This window comes from Methanobrevibacter sp., from assembly GCA_022775905.1.
Lineage (GTDB): Archaea > Methanobacteriota > Methanobacteria > Methanobacteriales > Methanobacteriaceae > Methanocatella.
Genome location: JALFJX010000009.1, coordinates 56,981 through 77,901 on the forward strand (window position 1 = coordinate 56,981; position 20,921 = coordinate 77,901).

Below are 20,921 nucleotides of genomic sequence, written 5' to 3' on the forward strand. Positions count from 1 at the left end.
AAAAAATATAATACAATTTTGTTCAATGATTATTAAATTTATTTTACAGTGAAAAAGGTATATATAATCAAAAACTAAACATAAAGATAATATGTCATTTAATGAAACCCAAATTGCAAAATTAGAAAAAAGCGGATATAGATTTGTAGGTGAACACGGACATGCTGCCGTTAAAACCTGCCATTGGACTCGTCACAGCATAGTCGACAAAGGAGTTTGTTATAAAGAGAAATTCTATGGAATAAAATCCCACAGATGCCTTCAGATATCTCCTGCAGTTCCAAATTGCCAGCAAGAATGTGAATTCTGCTGGAGGGATCTAACATACACCCAAACTAAATGGGAAGATAATGAATATGATGACCCAAAAACAATAATTGACAGTGCTATTGAAGCTCAAAATAATTTGTTATGCGGTTATTATGGAAATGACAAAGCAAATAAAAAGAAACTGGAAGAAATGAAACATCCAACAAATGCTGCAATATCACTTGCAGGAGAACCTACACTTTATCCTAAAATTGATGAACTGATTGGTGAATTCAACCGTAGAGATTTTACAACATTTGTAGTAAGTAACGGTCAATGTGTAGACAGATTAAGAAATCTAGAAAACGATCCATACCAACTATATCTTTCCTTGGATGCACCTAATGAGAAAATATTTAATGACGTATGTAGACCAAGAATAAACAATGCTTGGGACAATTTAAATGAATCACTTGAAACATTATCCAGTTTTAACTCACGTACATGTATAAGAAATACTTGTGTTAAGGGAAGAAACATGGAACAACCTGAAAAATATGCTGAACTGATTAAAAAAGCAGACCCAGATTATGTAGAAGTAAAAGCATATATGTGCGTTGGTTCATCACGTGACCGCTTGACTTTAGACAACATGCCAACATTTGATGAAGTTAAAGAATTTGCTAGAAAAATAGGCGAAGCATGTGGTAAAGAATTAGTAAATGAATCTGAAATCAGCCGCGTAGTATTACTAGAATAGTTTACACATTTCAAATTCACTTTTTTTATTTAAATTTTAAAAGAAATGAAAATTATTTTCCTTCTTGTTTTAATTCATTGCAAAGATCAACTGCTTTTTTAGCTGCTTTTTCCATTGAAGTTTCATATGGAATTCCAGCTTCCTCTAAAAGTCTTTGACCTTCTTCTTCATTTGTACCAGTCAATCTGATTACAATTGGTACTTTGCGTTCAACTTGTTCTAAAGCTTTAATTACACCACGAGCAACATCATCTGCTTTGGTAATACCACCTAAAACATTTAAGAATACAACTTTAACCGGTTCATAGTTCAATACAATGTTTAAAGCTTGGTTAATGATTTGTTCTGAAGCCCCACCACCAATATCCAAGAAAGTTGCCGGTTCCCCACCATTAAGTTTAATCATATCCATAGCAGTCAAGGTTAAACCTGCACCATTACCAATAACAGCGATATCACCATCTAATTGAACAAAATCAACAGTTTTTTTCTTATAATGTAATCGTTTAACCAAATCTTGGTGTCTGAATAAAGAATCGTTTTCAACGACCAATTTAGCATCAGCAGCAATAATTCCATCAGGAGTGGTAATTAATGGGTTGATTTCAGCAGTATCACAATCGTATTTTGTAAATACATTATATAATTTCCAAATTACAGAACCTAATGGAGAGATTAATTCAGAAGGAACATCCATTTTACGTGCAATTTCACGTGCTTCATAAGGTAAAAATTCAATTAAAGGATTTGGATAGTATTTAATAAGTTTTTCAGGGTTTGTTTTAGCTAAGTTTTCAATTTCAACCCCACCTTCTTTACTTGCAATAATAACTGGTCTTCTAGCACCTCTGTCTACAGAAACAGTTACGAAAAACTCATTTAAGATTTCAGCTTTTTCTTCAACTAATAAATGTTTTACAGTTTCACCTTTAATTTGCATTCCTAAAATTTCATTAGCAACTTTAAAAGCTTCACCAGGGTTGTTAGCAAATTTAACACCACCAGCTTTACCTCTTCCACCGGTTAAAACTTGTGCTTTGATAACAACTGGAACACCCATTTCAGAGGAAAGCTCCATAGCTTCTTCTGGAGAGTAAGCAACATGGCCTTCTAAAATTGGGATTCCTGCATTATGGAAAATTTGTTTTGCAATATTTTCAAAAAATTTCATTATAACACCTATTCTGCAAGAGCATATCCTGCTTCAAAAGCACCAATATTTTTCTTTTCAGTTCCTTTAGGAACACTATCTTCAATTGCTTTCATAGCAGATTCTTTGGATATAACTCCAGTAATTTTTGTAATAGCCCCAACCATAACAATATTTGCTACAATTTTAAGTCCTATCTCATCAGTAGCTGTTTTAGTAGCAGGAGCTTCATAAACTTTAATATTATGTTCTTCAATAAATTCTTTAACATCTTCTATATCAGTTGTACCTGGATCAACAATCAAAGTTCCATTGTCTTTTAAATCCACAATATATTTGATTAATGCTTCATTGGACATTGCAACTAAAATATCCGGACTTTGAACTTTAGGATAATCAACTGTGTCATCACTAATTACAACTTCACATTTTGAAGCTCCACCACGAGCTTCAGGACCATAAGATTGAGTTTGAACAGCTTCTTTATTATCAAAGAGACTTGCAGATTTACCTAAGATAATACCTGCAAGGATAATTCCTTGACCTCCGAAACCACAAATTCTAATTTCAGTTCTCATATTATCCACCTATAACTCTGTTTCATATGCAGAATTGATAACAGTTTTATTACCTGATTTTTCTACACTTAATTTCTCAATATTCTCAGTAAATTCGTTTCTTTGAGTATTAGCAAATTCACCAACAACAATTTTTCCTTCTAACTCTTTTGATCTCATTCTATCTGCAGCAGATTTGAATACAGTATTTGCTTTCATGACAGCTGCCATTGCAGTAGGAGTTTTAAGTTTATTCTTACGGCCAAAATAAGTTGGACATTGGGTTGCAACTTCAATAAATGAAAATCCAGGGTTTTGTAAACCTTGTTTAATGGAAGTTACTAAATTTTCCATTTGGACAGTAGTCCATCTTGCAGAATATGTAGCACCTGCAGCTGCAACGAGTTCTGCTAATTTAAATGGAGTGTCTTGATTACCATATGGTGCAGTTGTTCCAAAACTGCCTTTAGGAGATGTAGGGCTGATTTGACCACCAGTCATACCATAAATATTATTATTGATACAAATTACAGTTAAATTAATATTTCTTCTAGCTGCATGAATTAAATGATTACCCCCGATAGAAGCTGCATCACCATCACCAGTAAATACAACAACATCCAAATCTTTGTTAGCTGTTTTTAAACCTGTTGCAAAACTTAATGCTCTTCCGTGTGTAGTGTGTAAAGAATCACATTTTAAGTATCCTGGAATCCTTGAAGAACATCCAATTCCAGAAACCATTGCAATATTATCAAAGTCCATATCTGCTTTTTCCATAGCTACAAGGAATGCATTTATAATTGCACCATTCCCACAACCTGGACAGAAAATGTGTGGTAATCTGTCTTCTCTTAAGTACGGAAGAAATCTATTTTGTTTTCCTTCAGACATTTTAGTTTCCTCCTATTTTATCAATTTCATCTAATATTTCATCAGGAGTTGGTAATAATCCTCCGATTTTACCAAGTAAATAAACATTTTTATCTTTAATTACACGATCGACTTCATAATACATTTGTCCCAAGTTCATTTCCACAACAAGAACATCTTTTGCATTTGCAGTCAATTCTTTGATTTGCTCATCTGGGAATGGCCATGGAGTATCGATTTTAATATAACCAACTTTTTTATCTGTTTTTTTAACTGCTTCAATAACAGATCTTACAGGAGCACCGTATGAAACAATGACAACATCAGCATCTTCACAGTTTTCACTTTTTACAGAACAGATTTTATCCCTGTTCATTAAAATTTTATTACAAATTCTTTTAATAAGATTTTCATGGGTTTCAGGAGTATTTGTATCAGGATAACCTCTTTCATCGTGAGTAAGACCAGTTACGTGTATATTAAATCCATCACCAAATGCCGGCATTGGAGTTGTTCCATTTTCAACATGTTCAAATGGTAAATAATCATCACTTTTCTCAGGTCTTTTTCTAGCAACGGTTTCAATATCATCAGGAACAGTGATTTTTTCTCTCATATGACCAATAACTTCATCAGCCATTACAAATACAGGAACTCTGTATTCTTCAGCTAAGTTAAATGCTTTGATTGTGAAATCAAAGAATTCTTGAACGCTTGAAGGAGATAATGCAATAGGTTCGTAATCCCCATGTGATCCCCAACGAGCTTGCATCATATCAGCTTGTGCAGCCATAGTCGGTTGAGCTGTAGATGGTGAACCTCTTTGAACATTAACAAATACAATAGGTGTTTCTGTCATGAATGCATAACCGATATTTTCTTGCATTAATGATATACCAGGACCTGAAGTTGCAGTCATTGCTTTAGCTCCACCCCAGGAAGCACCAATAATAGCTCCAGCAGAAGCAATTTCATCTTCCATTTGAACAAATGAACCCCCTACTTTTGGTAATTCACGGGATAAAGTTTCTGCAATTTCTGTAGATGGAGTAATTGGATACCCTGCAAAGAACCTACAACCTGCAGCCAATGCACCTTTAGCACATGCTTCATTTCCTTGAACAAAAAATTCTTCAGCCATTTTTAACACCCACTTTTTCCTTTTGTGAATCTAGGATTAAAGTTAACATTATTGTCATCTTTCATCCACCAGTTTTCAGGCAAATCTACTGTAATCGCTTGGTCAGGACATGCTACTTCACAAGTACCACATTTGTTACATCTTTCTTCAAATTTAACGAAAGGCAACTGTACACCTTTTTTATTGACCTCTGAAGAGATTGCATATACATTTGCATGACACATGAATAAACAGAGATGACATCCTTTACACAAATTTTCATCAATAATAATCAATTTTTGAATCTCCTAATAATTCTATAATAAATTAATTTAGAATGTTTTATATCTTTGTTAATAAACATTTAAATATCTTATGTAAAATCGTGATAAATTGAAAAAATAAAAACTTATTAAAAAAATAATACAATTAATAAATATGAAATATTTAACTACACCAATTACTGATGATGATTTATCAAATCTCCATATAGGAGATCAAATTACAATTTCCGGAACCATATATACTGGTCGTGATGCTGCACTTCCGCAATTAGTTGAGTTAATTAAAAAAAATAAAGTTCCATTCGATTTAAACGGAATTGTAATAATGCATACTGCATTCAGTGATGCAGGAATTGCTCCAACAACAAGCAGCAAAGTGGAAATTGAATCTACAATCCCTACTTTAAGTGAAAATGGAGTTAAAATCCACATTGGAAAAGGAATGTTGAATGAAGAAACAATCAAAGAACTGGATAAAAATAACTCTATTTTTGTAATAACTCCTCCAGTTGCTGCATTACTTACAAGCAAAGTTCTAGAAAAAAAGTGTGTTTTATTTGAAAACGAAGGAATGGAAGCTATGTTTGAACTAAAAGTAGAAAAAATTCCTGGAATTGTAGCAATCAATAATGGATTGAAAATTTAATTAAAAAAAAGTAAATTGAGAAGAATAGAACTATTCTTCTTCAGCATCGTCTTCAGATTCTTCTTTTTTCTCGAATTCATCGACGAAATTAACTTTGGTAATTCCTTCAACGTTATCCCAGATGTCTTTAGCGATTCTGAATCTTGCGAAAGTAACATCCATGTAGGATTTTTGATCGAATTTAGCCATTTCATCTAATTTGATGTTTGCAACACCATCAACGATGTCAATTTCAGTTTTGTCAATATCCACATTAGGGCTTGCGTAATGTAATTCAATCATACTTTTGATTTTGTCTTCTTCATCAGCAATGATTTCAGTTACTTCAACATCATAGATTAAATCTTTTCCTGCTAATTCGTGGTTTAAGTCAACTTTTACTCTTCCACCGTTTACGGTTAAAACTTTTCCGGTTGTACCTTCAAATTGGAGTTTCATACCTGGGAAAGGAGTCATACCTTGTCTTTTGAATTCTTTCATAGGAATTAATTGAACCATTTTAGGGTCTCTAGGACCAAATGCGTTGTCAGCATCTACTTCAACATGTTTGGTTTCTCCTTCTTCTAATCCAATGATTGCTTCTTCAATAGCAGGTAATAAGTGGTTTCCACCTACAACAATAGGAATTGGTTTATAAGTTTTGTTTTCATCAAAAAGTCCAGCTTCTTGTGCAATTTCATCATAAGTAGTATCAAATACTTCATCAGTTTCTTTAACTTTACCTGTAAAATTTACTCTTACAAAATCTCCGTTATCTACAGCCATAGTAAATACGCTCCTTAATAATTTTGATTAAAATAATCTTGTTAATAAATATAACATTAATAATTTTAGTAACCATTATATATTAAAGTTTTGTATATAAATGTAAAAAAATAAGATTTTATTAAAAAATAAAAAAAAATACTTTCCAAATGCTCTTTCTAAAAACATAATACTAATTAATCATATAATATTAGTCATGCAAAGAAGAGGAGCAGTTAACTTACCACTCCATGGAGGCCATCCTCCAAAATGGTTATTTTCCAGAATGGTTGATTTATCAGGAGCACTTGCATCAATTATCATTGAAGAATATAGCTTATCAGAGTTCTTAAATAGAATATCAAATCCATACTGGTTCCAGGCATTTTCTTGTGTTTTAGGCTTTGACTGGCACTCTTCAGGAACAACCACAACCACATTAGGTGCATTGAAGGCATCACTTTCACCAGAAGAACATGGAATATATCTAAGTGGAGGGAAAGGTGCAAAATCCAGAAAAACACCACAAGGAATTGAACATGCTGGAGAAATATTTAATCTAAAAACTAAAACAACCGAAAAGTTAGTTGAAACCAGCAAGTTGTCTGCTAAAATTGACAATTCATGCATTCAAGACGGTTACACATTATACCAGCACAATTTCTTTGTTACTGAAAAAGGAGACTGGGCCGTTGTCCAACAAGGATTAAACATTTCCAACAAATATGCTAGAAGATATCATTGGCTAGGCTCTGAAGTAGAAGAATTATTAAATGATCCCCATAGTGGAATATCATGCGATAAAAAAACACCAAATACATTAAACATGTCTTCAAAAGACAGTACAGAAGCTCAAAAAATAAGTGTTGACTTAATCAATGACAATCCAGACCATTTAAGACAATATTTTAAAAGAAAAAATAATCAAATGCTTTTAGAAGATTTTTCAATGCCCCAACACCATCCCGTTTTAGATATGGACATATCAGATAAAGAATTTGAAGTTTTAACAAAAGCATATGAGATACAGCCTGAAAACTATGAAGAATTAATCCTGCTTCAAGGAATTGGACCTAAAAAAATAAGAGCATTAGCTTTGATATCTGATTTGGTTTACGGTGAACCTGCAAGTTGGAAAGATCCTGTAAAATACAGTTTCACACATGGTGGAAAAGACGGATTCCCATATCCTGTTGACCAGGAAGTCTATGACAATTCCATTCAAACAATAAGAGATGCGCTTGACCAGGCACGTATAAAAAAAGATGAAAAATTAAAAGCCATTAAAAGACTGGATGATTTCATCTCTTAACGATTTTCATTGTGAATATTAACGTTTTTTCCATGGGCTGTTGGAATAACTTCCAATACTGGATTTTCAAATTCCAAATCAAACTCTTTACCATCCATCAACAAATGTTGAAACACAGCAAGTGAAGATACTTCAGAATGAGGCTGAGTTGTAACAGACACATTCCAATCAGCAGCTTTATAAACACTTCCAGGAACTTTAGAACCACCAACAACAATTAAAATGTCAGAACCATCTTCTCTTACTTCAGGTGCTACTTCATGAGCCTGTGAACCATACATTGTGAGATGGACAACTTTTCCCTCATCAGCCTTCCATTTGTTAATTACACCCATATAACCTTCAGCATACTCAATTTCAAAGTTACCTCCGAATCTTGAAGCAGTATCCCTTACATTTTCCATTAATTTGGTGTCCCTTTCACCAGCAAGGTAGATTTTACTTGCCCCAAATGCACGAGCAGTTAAACAAACGTGAGTAGTGATACGAGTATCTCTTTTTAATCTGTGATCTAATCTTAAAACATTAACATTCATAATATCATCTAATAAAAATAATAATATAATATTTCATTTTAAAAATATATAATAATTTGCTTGAAAATGATGAAGTTACCACTTTTAGACGCAATGTGAGAAAAATGTACTGATTAGATATTATTGAAAAATGGAGGTGAACCATACAAGTGATAACTCATCAAAAAGTATTATGAAACACCAAATTAATAAATTAATCGCTTATTCAATCTAAATATTGATTTAAATATGTTAAATTAAATTAAATAAAATATAAAGCAACTGCCATAAATAATAAAACAAACAAACGTCCAACTTCATTACTCATCCCAAGAACATCACCATTGGCCAAAACAAAATTACGTTTTGCAATAGTCGCAATGATAATGCCTCCAACAATAGCACCAATAACTCCAACAACCCCAACCAAATTACCAAGTAAAAATGCAATGCAAGTTACAAGGACTGTTGAAACCAAATAATTAGTACCATTAGTCTCTTTAATAAAATAACTACCAATACCTGGAACTAAAGGCTTAGATAAAAGTGCAGTAGTCACTAGAGATGTTTTAGCCGCCATTTCACAGACAATAATGCCAAAAATGAAATTATAATCCAATATATTATATAAACCTGCAACAGTTAGACTTGCAACTAAAAATAAAGATGCAACACCACCTGCACCTACAGATGAGTCTTTCATTACACTGATTTTGCGTTCAGGATCTCCATGAACCATCACACCATCAGACATATCCATTACACCATCTAAATGATTATAACCTGTAATCAACATCAAGAATGCATAGACAATAGCCGCTGTGAAAAATGCATTTAAATGTAAAAACTCCAAAGAAACATATCCACAGATTGCAGCTAAAATTCCAACAAAAATATGCAAAAATGGCCAGCACCAAGTTAATTTAGTCATATACTCAATTGAAGTGTACACATTTATTGGTAAGATTGTTGAAAATGTCAAAAGACCCAAAAGAGATCTTATTGGGGAAAATTCTTCATCTTCAAAATAACTATCATCTTCCATAATACATTCTCCAATTGATAATTTCTCATAAAAAAATGTTTTGTAAAGTATAATATATTTAATGTAATATATTACTCTTTTTAATTAACATCATAAAAATAAAAAAAAGTAGATGAAAAAATAGCTACATAATCTAAATCAGACTACATTCATTTGTTTTTTCATCAAACCATCCGTGTTTATTTCCAACATAACATAAATTAATGGAACTAAAATTCCAGGTATAAAATCCCAAATTGTAATTAATGATGATGTACCAAGTCCTAAAGCCACAAAATAGCATAGCAATAAATTATTTACAGTGTGCAGAGCAGAACCTGCTTCCAAACCTTTAGTGTACATAGCCAAAAATCCTAAAACGATACCATCATATAATATTCCAATCATTCCCATACTATACATATGCCCACCTGTGAAAAGTACTGCCTGAATTATCAATGCAACAACAGGTATCTTAATCCAAGATCCCAAAGTTTGCATTATGAATCCACGAAACAAATATTCTTCAGCAATACATTGGAGTGGAACTAAAATTAAGCAAATGATAAAAAATGGTATTGTAAGTCTATTCGGACCTACACACCCATTAATCAACGGATAACCAATATAATAAATCAAATTTATTGCCAATGGAATAACTAAACATTTAAGATAAATCTTCCAATTCCAACCTCCACGAGAAGAAGAATAATATGAAAACGGTCTATCACGAATAATTCTGGAAGCAATATACAGTGAAGGAATCAAAATAGCAAGAGATGCATAAGAGAAATAAGATCATGCATCAGTATTTAAAATACTATATCCCCCACTCATAATATCTCCTGTAATTTGTATCCCCTAAATCATAGAAAATCCTAAAGTAACAACAACAAAGAATATGAAAAATACAATTAAACCAACTACGAATACAAGTAACGGTTTATACCATTTATAATTTTCAAATGTCCTTGCAAAAGTAACATACTCAGGAAAATCATTCTTAATTTTATCAATAATCATATTAAATCCTCCATAAGATTATTCCTCAAATATTTTAGACATACACCCTGCAATAAGGCCTGCAAAAATATCATTGAGTACAGGAGGCAATCCATAGATTATTCCAGGTTTTGCCTCAACATATCTTCTGAAATTAAATATTGCTTTTGTTCCTGCAATATGATTTGCAATAGCTAGACCTAACACTTCATCGGAAAACATACCAACAGCATTATTTATTCCAATTTCTCTTACTCTGTTTTCTGCCAAGTCTTGTTCAGTCCTCATTGCAGCAACAATCAAAGTTATAACATCAATATCACTTAATGACTTTAAAATTTGAACTTCCATTTTATCCTTAAGTTCAGAAGTCACTTCAACATCAGCAAGTTCCATACCTGCATCCACCAAATCTCCAATTAAAATTCCTTCAGATACAAAGTAATCAAGGATTCCGAATGTCAATCTCATGTGTTCAAATGCATCCTCCAAACTTATTTCGACTGCATCTTCAATTCTTATTTTCAAATCATCCCAATCAATTTGATCATATTCTTCATTATTAATATCAAAATCTTCACTTTCAGATACATTAACATTAGATAACACCGCAAGAAAATCATCAGTATTGATAATATTTTGAATATGTACAGGTAAACGCATACTTGCTAAAACTTTTGCCTTTATATTAGTCACTATTTTAAATATTTTAAGCAAATCTTTTGGAGAGATTTTCTTATCAATATAAATTATGTGACTTAAATTGATTCTCGCATCAGCAAAACCTTTTGGTGAGTTCGCTACCTTTAAATGTTCAGTAAAATCTTCAATTACAACATCATTTGCCATAAATGTAAAAATAGTCAAATCACCATATGTATTCTGAAAATAATCAATGGAATCAACCGCCTGTGCAATATAAGAACCTTGAGATTGATTAAATGCTTCTGCCCTTTTTGCAGTAGCATTAAATTTATTTTTAGCTTTTACAACATTAACATTTTCAACAATATCAATTCCATCACTTACTGTAAAATCACTGAATGCCAAGAAATGATTTGGATTATTTATACAAATCCCATAATCTTTTTCTATGATACTAAAATTCATGTTATAACCTATGATAATCTATATTAATTATTTAATTTAAATCTATATTAACAACATCAAAAGGACTTATCATTATGACAATTATTATTGACCCACAGGGAAGTGGAATTGCTGGAAACATGCTAATTGGCGCATTTGTAGACTTAGGAGCGGATGCAGATAAATTAAAAGAAATTATGGAAAAATCTGCTGAAGGATTTGGAAAAGTAGAAGTTACTTTTGAAAAAATAAACAAAAAAGGCATTGCATCTACTTATTGTCATGTTAAAATGCTTGAAAACAAGCATCCAATTAATTATCAAAAATCCATTGAAAAGATTAAACAATTAGACATTGATGAAAAAGTTAAGGAAACTTCAATCAAAGTATTTGAAAGGATAGCTATTGCAGAAAGCAAAGTTCATGGAAAAACTTTAGAAACAACACATTTTCATGAAGTTGGTGCAAGCGATGCAGTTGCTGATGTGATAGGTTCAATTTATGCATATTACAGTTTAAATTTTGACAAACAAAAGATAATTGGCCTTCCAATAGCTGTAGGGGGTGGAAGAGTTAAAACTGCACATGGAATCATACCCGTTCCTTCACCAGCAGTTGTGGAAATCCTTAAAGATGGAAAAATGATTGGTGGACCAGTAGCCAGTGAACTTGCAACACCAACAGGAGCAGCAATATATATGGAAATCTGTGATGAAATAAAAGAATTCATTCCATTAACTAAAGCTAAAAAAACAGGATATGGTGCTGGTAAAAAAGATTTTGACCATCCAAATGTTTTAAGAATTATAGAAAGTTCCGACATTACTGAAAGTGACAAAATAGAAGTCATTGAAACAAATATGGATCATTTAACAGGTGAAGAAATAGGATATCTATTCAATAAACTCTTGGATTCCGGTGCAAGAGACGTTTCTATTACCCCAATAATCATGAAGAAAAACAGACCTGGAAACTTGCTTAAAGTGATTTCCAGAAAAGAAAACAGAGAACAGGTTATTGAGACCATATTTAAAGAAACTGGAAGTTTAGGTATTAGAATAGCACCAAATATGCACAGAGGAATTTCCAAAAGAGAATTCATAAAAAAGACATTTAACATAAATGATAAAGATTATGAAGTAACATTCAAAATTGGATATTTAAACGGCGAAATCATATCCAAAAGACCAGAATATGAAGATTTGAAAAAGATAGCTGAAGATAGTGGACTCCCACTTAGAAAAGTGAGCGAGATGATTAGATGAAAAAAGCAATATCCGTCATGTCAGGAGGTCTTGACTGTACCGTTGCAACAAGTATTATCAGCAAAGACCACGAAATTCATGCAATAACCTTCAATTACGGACAAAAAGCATTAGAAAGAGAAGTAAAAGCATCAAAAGCAATATGTAATAAGATGAACTGGACCCACGAAGTAATCGATCTTCCATGGCTTGCGAATATAAGCAATTCCAGCTTAAATACTGACGAAGAAGTTCCAGAACCATCTGCTGAAGATTTAGATGATTTGGAAAAAAGTAATGAAACTGCAAGCAGTGTTTGGGTTCCTGCAAGAAACACCGTTTTTACATCAATTGCATTGTCATATGCAGAAAGCATTGGAGCAGATACAATAATTGTTGGTTGGAATGGTGAAGAAGGTGCAACATTCCCAGATAATTCCAAAGAGTATATGGAAAAATTCAATGAATTAATTGAAGAGGGTTCCCCTGAAAAAATTAGAATTGAAGCACCATTGATTAACTTAAATAAAGAGGAAATTGTTGAACTTGGAGTTGAATGTGGTGCTCCAATGGAATTAAGTTATTCCTGTTATAAAGGTAGAGAAAAACAATGTGGTGTTTGTGAAAGTTGTATGAGAAGGAAAAGAGCATTTGAAGCATTAGGCTTAAAAGATAAAAGTGAGTATGAAAATTAATCATACTTTCTTAAATTTTCCTTCCAATCTTCACAATCTAAAGCAATATCTGCCCTTGAAAACTCAACAACCCTTTCCATAGAAACAAATGCATCATTAAATCCAGCTTTAGATTTTTCATAATTGGCTACATGAGATTTTCTAATACCAATACTTGCAGCTTCACCATATGAGTCAATATCTGCTCCCATAAATATAAATTCCCAATTATGACTTTCAATCATGTTTTTAATTTGAGATTTTGAGAATTCAACAGAGGCATTCTCATATCCATCAGTCATTATGACAAATAATACTTTGTTGTCAATCTCTTTGTCAAGAATGACAATTGATTTTCCGATTGCATCCAAAAGAGCAGTCATTCCTCTTACATAATATACATCAGAAGTTAACTCTTCAACTTCATTGATATCTTTTCTTTTGTACAGCATTTCATATTTATCATCAAACAGAATAGTGGTTACATTAGTTAGGAATCCTTTTTTCCTTTCTTTTTCAATGAATGAATTAAATCCACCTATTGTGTCTAGTTCAGACCCATGCATTGATCCACTTCTGTCAATTACAAATACAATATCAAGGTTTTGGTTCTTAAATACATCATTCATTTTTTCACATCCAGTAAAAAAAACTTTTATATAAATAAATTAACTATAATTTATTAGTAATTTATACACAAGATAATGTATGAATTAAGAAATATATAAACATATCTATTACATAAGTTATACACATAATTATAAAATTAATATTAAAATCACAATAGAATTTAATTAAAAATCAAAACATACCCTGAAAAAGAGTTGAACATCAAGAAAAAAGAAAAGATTAGAAGAGTTCATTGACCCTTCTATTTTACAGTTATTAATATTTTTTTACTAGATGATTTGTAAGATTTATTACCTGCAAACTTAATTAATGCTGAATATTTACCTTTTTTAGTTAATTTGGTAATTTTAAATGTAGCTTTACCTTTAGAATTTGTAATTGCACTATAAGTTTTACCTCTAACTTTTATAGTCACTTTAACTTTTTTAATTGCTTTATTGGATGCAGTCAAAGTTATGGTAACTTTTTTAGTTTTAGTTTTTGCTTTGAAAGTAGCTTTTTTTGCAGTAATTTTAGAAGTCAGTTTTTTAACAGTAATTTTAGATATTGCAAATGAAGATTTATAATTATCATCACCTACAAAACAGACAACACAATTATAACTTCCATCTTTTGAAAATACTGCATTTAATGATACACAACCATTTTCATCAGTTGTTCTTTTATATATTGCACCATTTAAAATAATAGCAATTTCCTTATTAGATAACACATTTCCATTAACATCCATTAAAGTAAAAATAAGTGTATTCTTTTTATTTACTGTAGTTACCACATTAGATACCATAATTTTAGTTTCTGATAAGTTATGTTGATTTTCAATTTCATAATTTACAAGCAATAAGTTATCTTCAGAAGTATTATTTACAAAAACATTATCTTTTGAGTAAATGGAACTTGTTAAACCAGCATACGCCGGAGTTTCAGGTTCTTCATCAAGTTTTCCAGTATTATCCAAGAATACAACAGACCCATTTACTGCATTATTTCCAATGAAAGTATCATTAATGATTTTAATATTGGATTCAAAAGTTCCAAATATTGCTCCACCATAAGTTGCACTATTATTTGTCAAGACAGAATTTTTAATAGTGATATTATTAATCATATCCCCAAATACTGCTGCACCAAATGTTGTGACATTATTATTAAAAACACAGTCATTAATATCAATTTGACAACCTTCATCACCCATCACTGCCCCTTCACTTGCAGTGTTATTTTCAAATTTACAATTATTAATTGTTAAAAATACAAAGTCCGCACCAATTATTGCAGAACCAGTTCTTGCACGTCCGTTTGAAAAAGAACTGTTTGTAGCAGTAAGATTACTATAGTGATGTGCATATAATGATCCACCAGTGTTTGCATAATTATCATCAAATGTACAATTGTCAACATACATGTTTGAATATCTTTGTTGATAGATAATTCCACCAGCATTAGTCCCATCATTTTTTATAAAAATTGAGTTAGAAATGTGAGTAGTAGTGTTTAAATAGACCAAAAATACTCCACCACAGTATGATGCAGTATTATTTTCAAATCTAGAATTTAAAACATCTAAAGTTGTTAAAGTATGTGCATAAACAACAGAAGACCTACTTCCAGAGTTATTGTAAAAATTGGAATTACTAATTCTTGTTGCATTGAATGACCCAATTACACATCCCCAATCAGCCAATTTTCTTAAATCAGCTAAGGTATTTCCTAAAGTATTATTAATTTTATTGTTGAATGCAGTTACATTTTCAATATTTATTTCACCAGTACTGAATACAACACCAGTATAAATAGTTGATTTTTCCTCACCAACACCCAAGGATGTTTGAATTACATTATTTGATAAAACCACAGCATTCAAATCTATTTTGGAATTACTTGTAATGATTCCCGCTTTAGTTCCACTTTGGTTAATTGATTTGAAGAAGTTAGTAATTGTCACATCTTTAATGGTTAATTTTCCACCATTCATATTTATTAACCAGTTTGCATTAGAACCGTAATATTGTTTTTTCACTAGAAGAACCTATTAAATTAACATTTCCATTTACTGTTAAATTCACATTTCCTTCCTGTTGGTAAACTCCATCACCTAAGTAAATATTAGTTGTTTTATTTGAATCTGATTTTTCAGTTGCTTTCCCTATTGTCTTATATGGAGAATTTAAACTACCATCATTGTCATCTGATCCATCATTAGACACATAATAACTTAAATCACCTTCAAATAATTCATCATCAAGAACATTATCAATAGCTAATGTATCATTTGTATCTTGTGCACTAATTGCAGATATTGAAACAAACAATACCAACATAACCATCAATAATGACAATATATTTTCAAACCTCATTTTATTCTCCTAATTTTTTGTGCATATTTTTATACACCAATTTTATAATTATGAAATTATATTATTAATAATTTTCTATAATTAAGTAATACTTTTTTCATATTATAATATATATTAGTATTACTAAAAATAAAATAAAAAAAATAATACAAGAAAACAGATTAAAGTTTATATCCACAATTCATACAAAATGCATCATTACTTCCAATTGATGAACCACATTTAGGGCATTTTAATTCCACTCCAAGTTTAGTCCCACAAGAAGTACAGAATTTATCACCCACATCAACTGGAGCACCACATTCAGTACAAAAACAACCAGCAGAGTTATCATGTTTACCATTAGATGAATTAATTTCACCAATGACCGGTTTTGAGTAAAAATCATCCTCATTTTCAATTTCACAAATCAATTGCTGCATAGTAGCAATTCTTTTTGAATCAGCAGGATGTGTTGAAAAGAAATCATGTTCGTTAGAATTTTGTCTTGACATATCTGCCCAAAATGATGGAATGTGAGACACATCATATCCTGCCCAATGAATAATCATCATACCCAATCTGTCAGCTTCAAGTTCCTGATCTCTTCCCCACGGATTCATCAGGAAAAATTGAGATCCAATACTTGCAACATTTGTAGCTGCTCTTGTAAGACTTCCAAGTTCCCCCAAACCAACAAGATCCATTGCAATACTGCCAATCCATGCAGCACCTGCAATTGCATTTTGTGTATTTTGAGCGCTAATTCTAGTCCTTGCATGGTCAAGAAGTGCATGTGCCATTTCATGGCCTAAAATAAAAGCAACTTTTTCTTCAGTATTTGCAACTGAAAGAATTCCCGAGAACAATACAATTTTACCACCAGGCATGCAAAATGCATTTACAGTAATATCCTCAACCAAATGAACTTCCCAGTCATAATAATCTTCAACATAATCAAGTCTACCAATTTTAGACAAGTAATTGTTAACAGCATTAATCAAACCTACTGCAACATTTATAACAATTTGTCCATTTTGAGTATTGTCCAAAATCCGTGCCTGATTAAGCATACTATAATACTCATTGTAAGATTCTTGGATAAATTTATCATCATTTAATGTATCATAATGTTTTCTGCCAGTGAATGGATTTATTTCACTCCTATCATCTTTTGCCATAATTAGTATTTTATAGATGATATGATATTTAAGTTGTGTTTAAAAAAAAGAATAAAATACTTGTTTAATATTTGAAACAAGTACTAGTTTTTTTAGAATAACAATTATTACAGCTTTGACAAATTGCTACTCCCTCACCATTTGCTTTCCAGTCAGCTAAAAAGTCTGCTTGAGCAACAAACGGTTTTGACATTGAAATATATTCAACAGTTGAGCTGTTTAAAACATCATTGATTGTTTTCATATCTCTAAGAGATCCTCCCAAAACAACAGGAATGTCAACTGCATCAATTAACTTTTCAACATAAACCAAGAAAGGATGTTTCTCACCTTTGTCATAAACCTGTGAGATTGTACGTGCAGTAAGTTGAATACTGTCAGCACCTACTTTTTCAAGTTCTTTTGCAATAGCTATGCTTTCTTCAGCAGTCATTCCATCTTTTCTAGCATCCCATGGATTGATTCTGCAGCTCACATGAATATCCATAGTCTTTTTAATAACTTTAATTATTTCAGAACATATCCTTACACGATTTTCAGTGTTTCCACCATATTTATCATCTCTTTGATTGAAATAAGGATTCATGAACCTTGCAAGATAAAAATTGTTTCCCATGTTAATTTGAATTCCATCAAAACCAGCAAATGAGAATTTTTTAGCAGCCATGATTACTTCTGCCTGCAATTTTCTAATACCCTGTTCTGAAATGTCATTAGCTTCAACTTTCTGATTTTCACCATCATCATAGTAAAAGAATGCCAATTGACCCAAAATTGGAACTTCATATTTGTGAACAATATCTGTAACCATTTGATAATCTTTAATAAAACCTCTGTAATTCATATTTGTTGAGTAAGGGAAAAATCTGTCTTTGTGATCAAGTGCAAATATTTCAGATACAATAAGTCCAGTACCACTACTTGCAATTTTTTCATATCTGTCATAAATGTCAGGTGTTAGAAATCCTCCTTCGGCAGTCTCAGTCTCCCAAGTTCCTGTTCTAACGATACGGCTGTTAAGTTTTAAGTTTCCAAATTGAACTTCATCAAAAATATCTTTCATAATATCACCGCTTATTAAAATATTATAATAGTTATTTAAAAAACTCATTAATATAATTTAGGGAAGAATATATATTTGTATAAACATTTATTAACAAAGTAAACTAGAAATGACATATAATAAAATCAAAAGGATGAAAACTAAAATGGTTAGTCAAATAGTTGCAGCAATTGCATCATTCATCATTCCAGGTTTAGGTCAAGCTTTAGCTGGTGACATTAAAAAAGGTGCAATATACTTCGTAATTGCTATTATCATAAGCGCAATTTTGATTATGCTTTTAGGTATGGGCAATCCTATTTCATACATAAGCATTATTTACAACATTTACACTGCTTATGATGCATATAACATGGTAAAATAAAAAACACATTTTGAGTCTATAACATTTTATAGACTTATACTATTTTTTCATATATTTTCTCAAGATTCAATGAATTTTATATCATAACTCATTCATTTTTAAAAAATTCATAATAATGTTCATAATTATATTTTAAATAAGAAATTTATTTGATTTTAAATTAATTAAATTAATTAATGTTAAAAATTATATCCATAATATTAAAATACATCCACAATATCACAATACATTAAAATATTAATGAATAACTTTAAAATATCTAATAAAATATTAAAATATATTATACAAAATTATATAAATATAAAATTAAAAATAAAATAATAATTAATAACAATGGAGGAAAAAATATGGTTAATCCAATTATTGCAGCAATTATTTCTTTCTTCTTACCAGGTATTGGTCAAATAATACAAGGTGCAGATGTTAAAAAAGGAATAATAATGTTCATTATTGCTATCGTATTAAGTTACTTATTAATGAACTTCCTCGGTAGCTTAGGAAACATTATTTATCTTCTTTACGCAATTTATGCTGCATACGATGCATATAAAATAGAAGTATGATATTATTTAATTAATAACATCATGAACGGGTCCAGAGATTTTATCTGGACATACTTTTTTTATTTTTTCTATTAATTTTTTCATCTTTTAATGTTAAAGTCAACAATAAACCAATAAACAATATTACTGCAGTTACTTCCATGACCAGTTTCATTGCATCTTGAACAACAGTATTAACAATTTTTTCTTTTAGAGTATTTTCATGTTTAAGTTGAGTTGTATTTACATGACCTAATTTTTCGAAATATACATGAACATTATCATGAAACTCAGCATCACTGATTTGGTCTGGAGCATATGTATCAATAGCATCATGCATACCTCCAACAGCACCCATAATCAATAAGCACCCAATTATAGCAGTTCCCATTGATGTTCCGAGTGTCTGACCAGTTGTTATTAAACCAGATGCAGTATTCTCTTTTTCCTTATCAATATTTTTAAGTGCGATACCCACTCCCAATGAAATTACCAATCCTAAACCTGCACCATACACAATCAAACCAGGGACCAAATCCATAAATCCAGTAGTTAATTCAAATTGGTTTCTAAGTAAAATGACACCAATAATTGTTATTATAAACCCAATACTCATTACAGACTTGACATTTAACTTAGTAACAAGTCTAGGTGCCAAAATAGAAAATACCATCATCACAACAGTGAGAGGTAGCAATGTCAGACCAGTAGAGAATGCACCTAACTTTAAAACACTTTGAAGGAATATTGAAACCGCAAATAATGATCCTCCAATTGAAAGATTTGTAATTAATCTGATTAGCATCCCCGCTTTTAGATTTCTATCTTTTAGCAAGGACATATCCAATAAAGGAATTTTATCTTGCTTTTTACATCTAGTTTCAAATAATGCAAAGCAGATTAAAATTAAACAACCAACCACCATCAGGATTGCACTATTCATCTGATTATGCTGCAATGTTAGAATTCCATATACAAATGTTACAAGACCGGAAATAGCAAGAATTCCGCCAACAACATCAAAATCGCTTTTTGATGCAGTTGTTGGAAAAGTTTTAATTTGATTATGGAAAACAAAAATGAATACAATTATTAAAAGTTCAAAAACAAACCCATATCTCCATGACAAGAATGTTGTGACAACTCCTCCAAATAAAGGACCAATAGCTGCAGCTATTCCAACGATTGCACTACTTATTGCCAATGCAAATGTACGTTTTTCGCCAGAATAAGTTCCACTGATAATTGAAACAACAGCAGGAGTCATAAATGCTCCACCAATTCCCTCAAGTAAAGACCAGCCAATAAATAGCATTAAAGCGTTTTGACTCAATGCTGCAATTAATGCACCTAAACCATAAATTCCAGCACCAATTAGAAATATTGTTCTTTTACCAATTATATCCTGCAATTTGGAACTAACCAGCATCAGAGAAGCAGTAGTTAATGTATAAAAACAGATAATCATTTGCACAACACTTACTTGCGTATTCAGGTCCACAACTAACTGTGAGATTGACACATTCATAAATGTAGAATCCAATGTTATAATAAAAGAAGCG

Annotated in this window: 24 protein-coding genes; 7 read left to right on the forward strand and 17 right to left on the reverse strand. The window is 31.3% G+C overall.

From position 1 onward, the window contains the following. Positions 1–91: 91 nt before the first annotated feature. Entirely contained in the window at positions 92–1,009 is a 918-nt protein-coding gene (gene twy1, locus MR875_02345; protein MCI6993688.1) for a 4-demethylwyosine synthase TYW1, read from the forward strand. 52 nt (positions 1,010–1,061) lie between these two features. On the opposite strand, the gene sucC is transcribed toward twy1, so the two are convergent. Genes sucC through MR875_02370 form a run of 5 tightly spaced genes read right to left on the reverse strand, consistent with a single transcriptional unit; the run spans position 1,062 to position 5,005 of the window. After that, the gene (gene sucC, locus MR875_02350; GenBank protein MCI6993689.1) at positions 1,062–2,180 is read right to left on the reverse strand and encodes an ADP-forming succinate--CoA ligase subunit beta; all 1,119 of its coding nucleotides are present in this window, start codon (positions 2,178–2,180) and stop codon (positions 1,062–1,064) included. An 8-nt stretch (positions 2,181–2,188) separates the two neighbouring features. Next, positions 2,189–2,737, reverse strand: coding sequence for a 2-oxoacid:ferredoxin oxidoreductase subunit gamma (locus MR875_02355; GenBank protein ID MCI6993690.1), 549 nt, complete (start codon positions 2,735–2,737; stop codon positions 2,189–2,191). Positions 2,738–2,746: 9 nt separating this feature from the next. Continuing rightward, positions 2,747–3,610, reverse strand: coding sequence for a 2-oxoacid:ferredoxin oxidoreductase subunit beta (locus MR875_02360; protein MCI6993691.1), 864 nt, complete (start codon positions 3,608–3,610; stop codon positions 2,747–2,749). Between the two features lies 1 nt (position 3,611). After that, positions 3,612–4,730 (reverse strand): 2-oxoacid:acceptor oxidoreductase subunit alpha, encoded by a 1,119-nt coding sequence (locus MR875_02365; GenBank protein ID MCI6993692.1) that lies wholly within the window; start codon positions 4,728–4,730, stop codon positions 3,612–3,614. A gap of 2 nt (positions 4,731–4,732) precedes the next feature. Beyond that, positions 4,733–5,005: a 4Fe-4S binding protein gene (locus tag MR875_02370; protein MCI6993693.1), complete on the reverse strand. Its 273-nt coding sequence runs from the start codon at positions 5,003–5,005 to the stop codon at positions 4,733–4,735. A gap of 142 nt (positions 5,006–5,147) precedes the next feature. Between MR875_02370 and MR875_02375 the strand changes: the two genes are divergently transcribed. Next, the gene (locus MR875_02375; protein ID MCI6993694.1) at positions 5,148–5,639 is read left to right on the forward strand and encodes a fumarate hydratase C-terminal domain-containing protein; all 492 of its coding nucleotides are present in this window, start codon (positions 5,148–5,150) and stop codon (positions 5,637–5,639) included. A 30-nt stretch (positions 5,640–5,669) separates the two neighbouring features. Here the strand turns inward: MR875_02375 and MR875_02380 are convergent, their stop codons facing one another. Next, positions 5,670–6,404 (reverse strand): peptidylprolyl isomerase, encoded by a 735-nt coding sequence (locus MR875_02380; protein ID MCI6993695.1) that lies wholly within the window; start codon positions 6,402–6,404, stop codon positions 5,670–5,672. 196 nt (positions 6,405–6,600) lie between these two features. Between MR875_02380 and MR875_02385 the strand changes: the two genes are divergently transcribed. Next, complete coding sequence (locus MR875_02385; GenBank protein MCI6993696.1) at positions 6,601–7,695, forward strand: DUF763 domain-containing protein; 1,095 nt, start codon at positions 6,601–6,603, stop codon at positions 7,693–7,695. On the opposite strand, the gene MR875_02390 is transcribed toward MR875_02385, so the two are convergent. The 5 genes from MR875_02390 to MR875_02410 all read right to left on the reverse strand — a co-directional run bounded on the left by MR875_02390 (position 7,692) and on the right by MR875_02410 (position 11,346). Continuing rightward, positions 7,692–8,234 carry a tRNA (cytidine(56)-2'-O)-methyltransferase gene (locus tag MR875_02390; protein MCI6993697.1) on the reverse strand — a complete coding sequence of 181 codons (543 nt, stop codon included), beginning with the start codon at positions 8,232–8,234 and terminating at the stop codon, positions 7,692–7,694. The genes MR875_02385 and MR875_02390 overlap by 4 nt on opposite strands. A 238-nt stretch (positions 8,235–8,472) precedes the next feature. Beyond that, positions 8,473–9,255 carry an adenosylcobinamide-GDP ribazoletransferase gene (gene cobS, locus MR875_02395; GenBank protein ID MCI6993698.1) on the reverse strand — a complete coding sequence of 261 codons (783 nt, stop codon included), beginning with the start codon at positions 9,253–9,255 and terminating at the stop codon, positions 8,473–8,475. 138 nt (positions 9,256–9,393) lie between these two features. Then, positions 9,394–10,002 (reverse strand): CPBP family intramembrane metalloprotease, encoded by a 609-nt coding sequence (locus MR875_02400; GenBank protein MCI6993699.1) that lies wholly within the window; start codon positions 10,000–10,002, stop codon positions 9,394–9,396. Between the two features lie 93 nt (positions 10,003–10,095). After that, on the reverse strand, positions 10,096–10,257 hold the full coding sequence (locus MR875_02405; GenBank protein ID MCI6993700.1) for a hypothetical protein: 162 nt from the start codon (positions 10,255–10,257) through the stop codon (positions 10,096–10,098). 18 nt (positions 10,258–10,275) lie between these two features. Further along, positions 10,276–11,346: a phosphatidylglycerophosphatase gene (locus MR875_02410; GenBank protein ID MCI6993701.1), complete on the reverse strand. Its 1,071-nt coding sequence runs from the start codon at positions 11,344–11,346 to the stop codon at positions 10,276–10,278. 74 nt (positions 11,347–11,420) lie between these two features. Here MR875_02410 and larC point away from each other — a divergent pair, with 74 nt between their 5' ends. Both larC and queC read left to right on the forward strand, forming a co-directional pair. Continuing rightward, positions 11,421–12,590, forward strand: a complete 1,170-nt coding sequence (gene larC, locus MR875_02415; protein MCI6993702.1) for a nickel pincer cofactor biosynthesis protein LarC — start codon at positions 11,421–11,423, stop codon at positions 12,588–12,590. Beyond that, positions 12,587–13,264, forward strand: coding sequence for a 7-cyano-7-deazaguanine synthase QueC (gene queC, locus MR875_02420; protein MCI6993703.1), 678 nt, complete (start codon positions 12,587–12,589; stop codon positions 13,262–13,264). The genes larC and queC overlap by 4 nt, the downstream gene beginning before the upstream one ends. Here queC and MR875_02425 read toward each other — a convergent pair. From MR875_02425 to MR875_02445, 5 genes are all read right to left on the reverse strand, one after another. Then, on the reverse strand, positions 13,261–13,872 hold the full coding sequence (locus tag MR875_02425; protein MCI6993704.1) for a VWA domain-containing protein: 612 nt from the start codon (positions 13,870–13,872) through the stop codon (positions 13,261–13,263). The genes queC and MR875_02425 overlap by 4 nt on opposite strands. Before the next feature lie 242 nt (positions 13,873–14,114). Then, positions 14,115–15,893 carry a hypothetical protein gene (locus MR875_02430; GenBank protein MCI6993705.1) on the reverse strand — a complete coding sequence of 593 codons (1,779 nt, stop codon included), beginning with the start codon at positions 15,891–15,893 and terminating at the stop codon, positions 14,115–14,117. Next, positions 15,868–16,230 carry a DUF1565 domain-containing protein gene (locus MR875_02435; GenBank protein MCI6993706.1) on the reverse strand — a complete coding sequence of 121 codons (363 nt, stop codon included), beginning with the start codon at positions 16,228–16,230 and terminating at the stop codon, positions 15,868–15,870. The genes MR875_02430 and MR875_02435 overlap by 26 nt, the downstream gene beginning before the upstream one ends. 161 nt (positions 16,231–16,391) lie before the next feature. After that, entirely contained in the window at positions 16,392–17,390 is a 999-nt protein-coding gene (locus MR875_02440) for a M48 family metallopeptidase (protein ID MCI6993707.1), read from the reverse strand. Positions 17,391–17,454: 64 nt separating this feature from the next. Further along, positions 17,455–18,453: a tRNA-dihydrouridine synthase gene (locus MR875_02445; GenBank protein MCI6993708.1), complete on the reverse strand. Its 999-nt coding sequence runs from the start codon at positions 18,451–18,453 to the stop codon at positions 17,455–17,457. A 145-nt stretch (positions 18,454–18,598) separates the two neighbouring features. On the opposite strand from MR875_02445, the gene MR875_02450 reads away from it, so the two are divergent. Both MR875_02450 and MR875_02455 read left to right on the forward strand, forming a co-directional pair. Then, positions 18,599–18,817, forward strand: coding sequence for a hypothetical protein (locus MR875_02450; GenBank protein ID MCI6993709.1), 219 nt, complete (start codon positions 18,599–18,601; stop codon positions 18,815–18,817). Positions 18,818–19,164: 347 nt separating this feature from the next. Continuing rightward, a complete protein-coding gene (locus tag MR875_02455) occupies positions 19,165–19,380 on the forward strand; it encodes a hypothetical protein (protein MCI6993710.1) in 216 nt (71 codons plus the stop codon). 40 nt (positions 19,381–19,420) lie between these two features. Here the strand turns inward: MR875_02455 and MR875_02460 are convergent, their stop codons facing one another. Beyond that, positions 19,421–20,887 carry an MFS transporter gene (locus MR875_02460; protein ID MCI6993711.1) on the reverse strand — a complete coding sequence of 489 codons (1,467 nt, stop codon included), beginning with the start codon at positions 20,885–20,887 and terminating at the stop codon, positions 19,421–19,423. Positions 20,888–20,921 lie beyond the last annotated feature (34 nt).

Excerpts from the sequence above, each read along its gene's own strand:
- sucC (MCI6993689.1), bottom strand. The coding sequence starts at position 2,180 with ATGAAATTTTTTGAAAATATTGCAAAACAAATTTTCCATAATGCAGGA.
- MR875_02365 (MCI6993692.1), bottom strand. The coding sequence starts at position 4,730 with ATGGCTGAAGAATTTTTTGTTCAAGGAAATGAAGCATGTGCTAAAGGT.
- MR875_02380 (MCI6993695.1), bottom strand. The coding sequence starts at position 6,404 with ATGGCTGTAGATAACGGAGATTTTGTAAGAGTAAATTTTACAGGTAAA.
- queC (MCI6993703.1), top strand. The coding sequence starts at position 12,587 with ATGAAAAAAGCAATATCCGTCATGTCAGGAGGTCTTGACTGTACCGTT.
- twy1 (MCI6993688.1), top strand. The coding sequence starts at position 92 with ATGTCATTTAATGAAACCCAAATTGCAAAATTAGAAAAAAGCGGATAT.
- MR875_02455 (MCI6993710.1), top strand. The coding sequence starts at position 19,165 with ATGGTTAATCCAATTATTGCAGCAATTATTTCTTTCTTCTTACCAGGT.
- MR875_02410 (MCI6993701.1), bottom strand. The coding sequence starts at position 11,346 with ATGAATTTTAGTATCATAGAAAAAGATTATGGGATTTGTATAAATAAT.
- cobS (MCI6993698.1), bottom strand. The coding sequence starts at position 9,255 with ATGGAAGATGATAGTTATTTTGAAGATGAAGAATTTTCCCCAATAAGA.
- MR875_02425 (MCI6993704.1), bottom strand. The coding sequence starts at position 13,872 with ATGAATGATGTATTTAAGAACCAAAACCTTGATATTGTATTTGTAATT.
- MR875_02375 (MCI6993694.1), top strand. The coding sequence starts at position 5,148 with ATGAAATATTTAACTACACCAATTACTGATGATGATTTATCAAATCTC.
- MR875_02435 (MCI6993706.1), bottom strand. The coding sequence starts at position 16,230 with ATGAGGTTTGAAAATATATTGTCATTATTGATGGTTATGTTGGTATTG.
- MR875_02440 (MCI6993707.1), bottom strand. The coding sequence starts at position 17,390 with ATGGCAAAAGATGATAGGAGTGAAATAAATCCATTCACTGGCAGAAAA.
- larC (MCI6993702.1), top strand. The coding sequence starts at position 11,421 with ATGACAATTATTATTGACCCACAGGGAAGTGGAATTGCTGGAAACATG.
- MR875_02460 (MCI6993711.1), bottom strand. The coding sequence starts at position 20,887 with ATGAATGTGTCAATCTCACAGTTAGTTGTGGACCTGAATACGCAAGTA.
- MR875_02385 (MCI6993696.1), top strand. The coding sequence starts at position 6,601 with ATGCAAAGAAGAGGAGCAGTTAACTTACCACTCCATGGAGGCCATCCT.
- MR875_02405 (MCI6993700.1), bottom strand. The coding sequence starts at position 10,257 with ATGATTATTGATAAAATTAAGAATGATTTTCCTGAGTATGTTACTTTT.
- MR875_02450 (MCI6993709.1), top strand. The coding sequence starts at position 18,599 with ATGGTTAGTCAAATAGTTGCAGCAATTGCATCATTCATCATTCCAGGT.
- MR875_02355 (MCI6993690.1), bottom strand. The coding sequence starts at position 2,737 with ATGAGAACTGAAATTAGAATTTGTGGTTTCGGAGGTCAAGGAATTATC.
- MR875_02360 (MCI6993691.1), bottom strand. The coding sequence starts at position 3,610 with ATGTCTGAAGGAAAACAAAATAGATTTCTTCCGTACTTAAGAGAAGAC.
- MR875_02445 (MCI6993708.1), bottom strand. The coding sequence starts at position 18,453 with ATGAAAGATATTTTTGATGAAGTTCAATTTGGAAACTTAAAACTTAAC.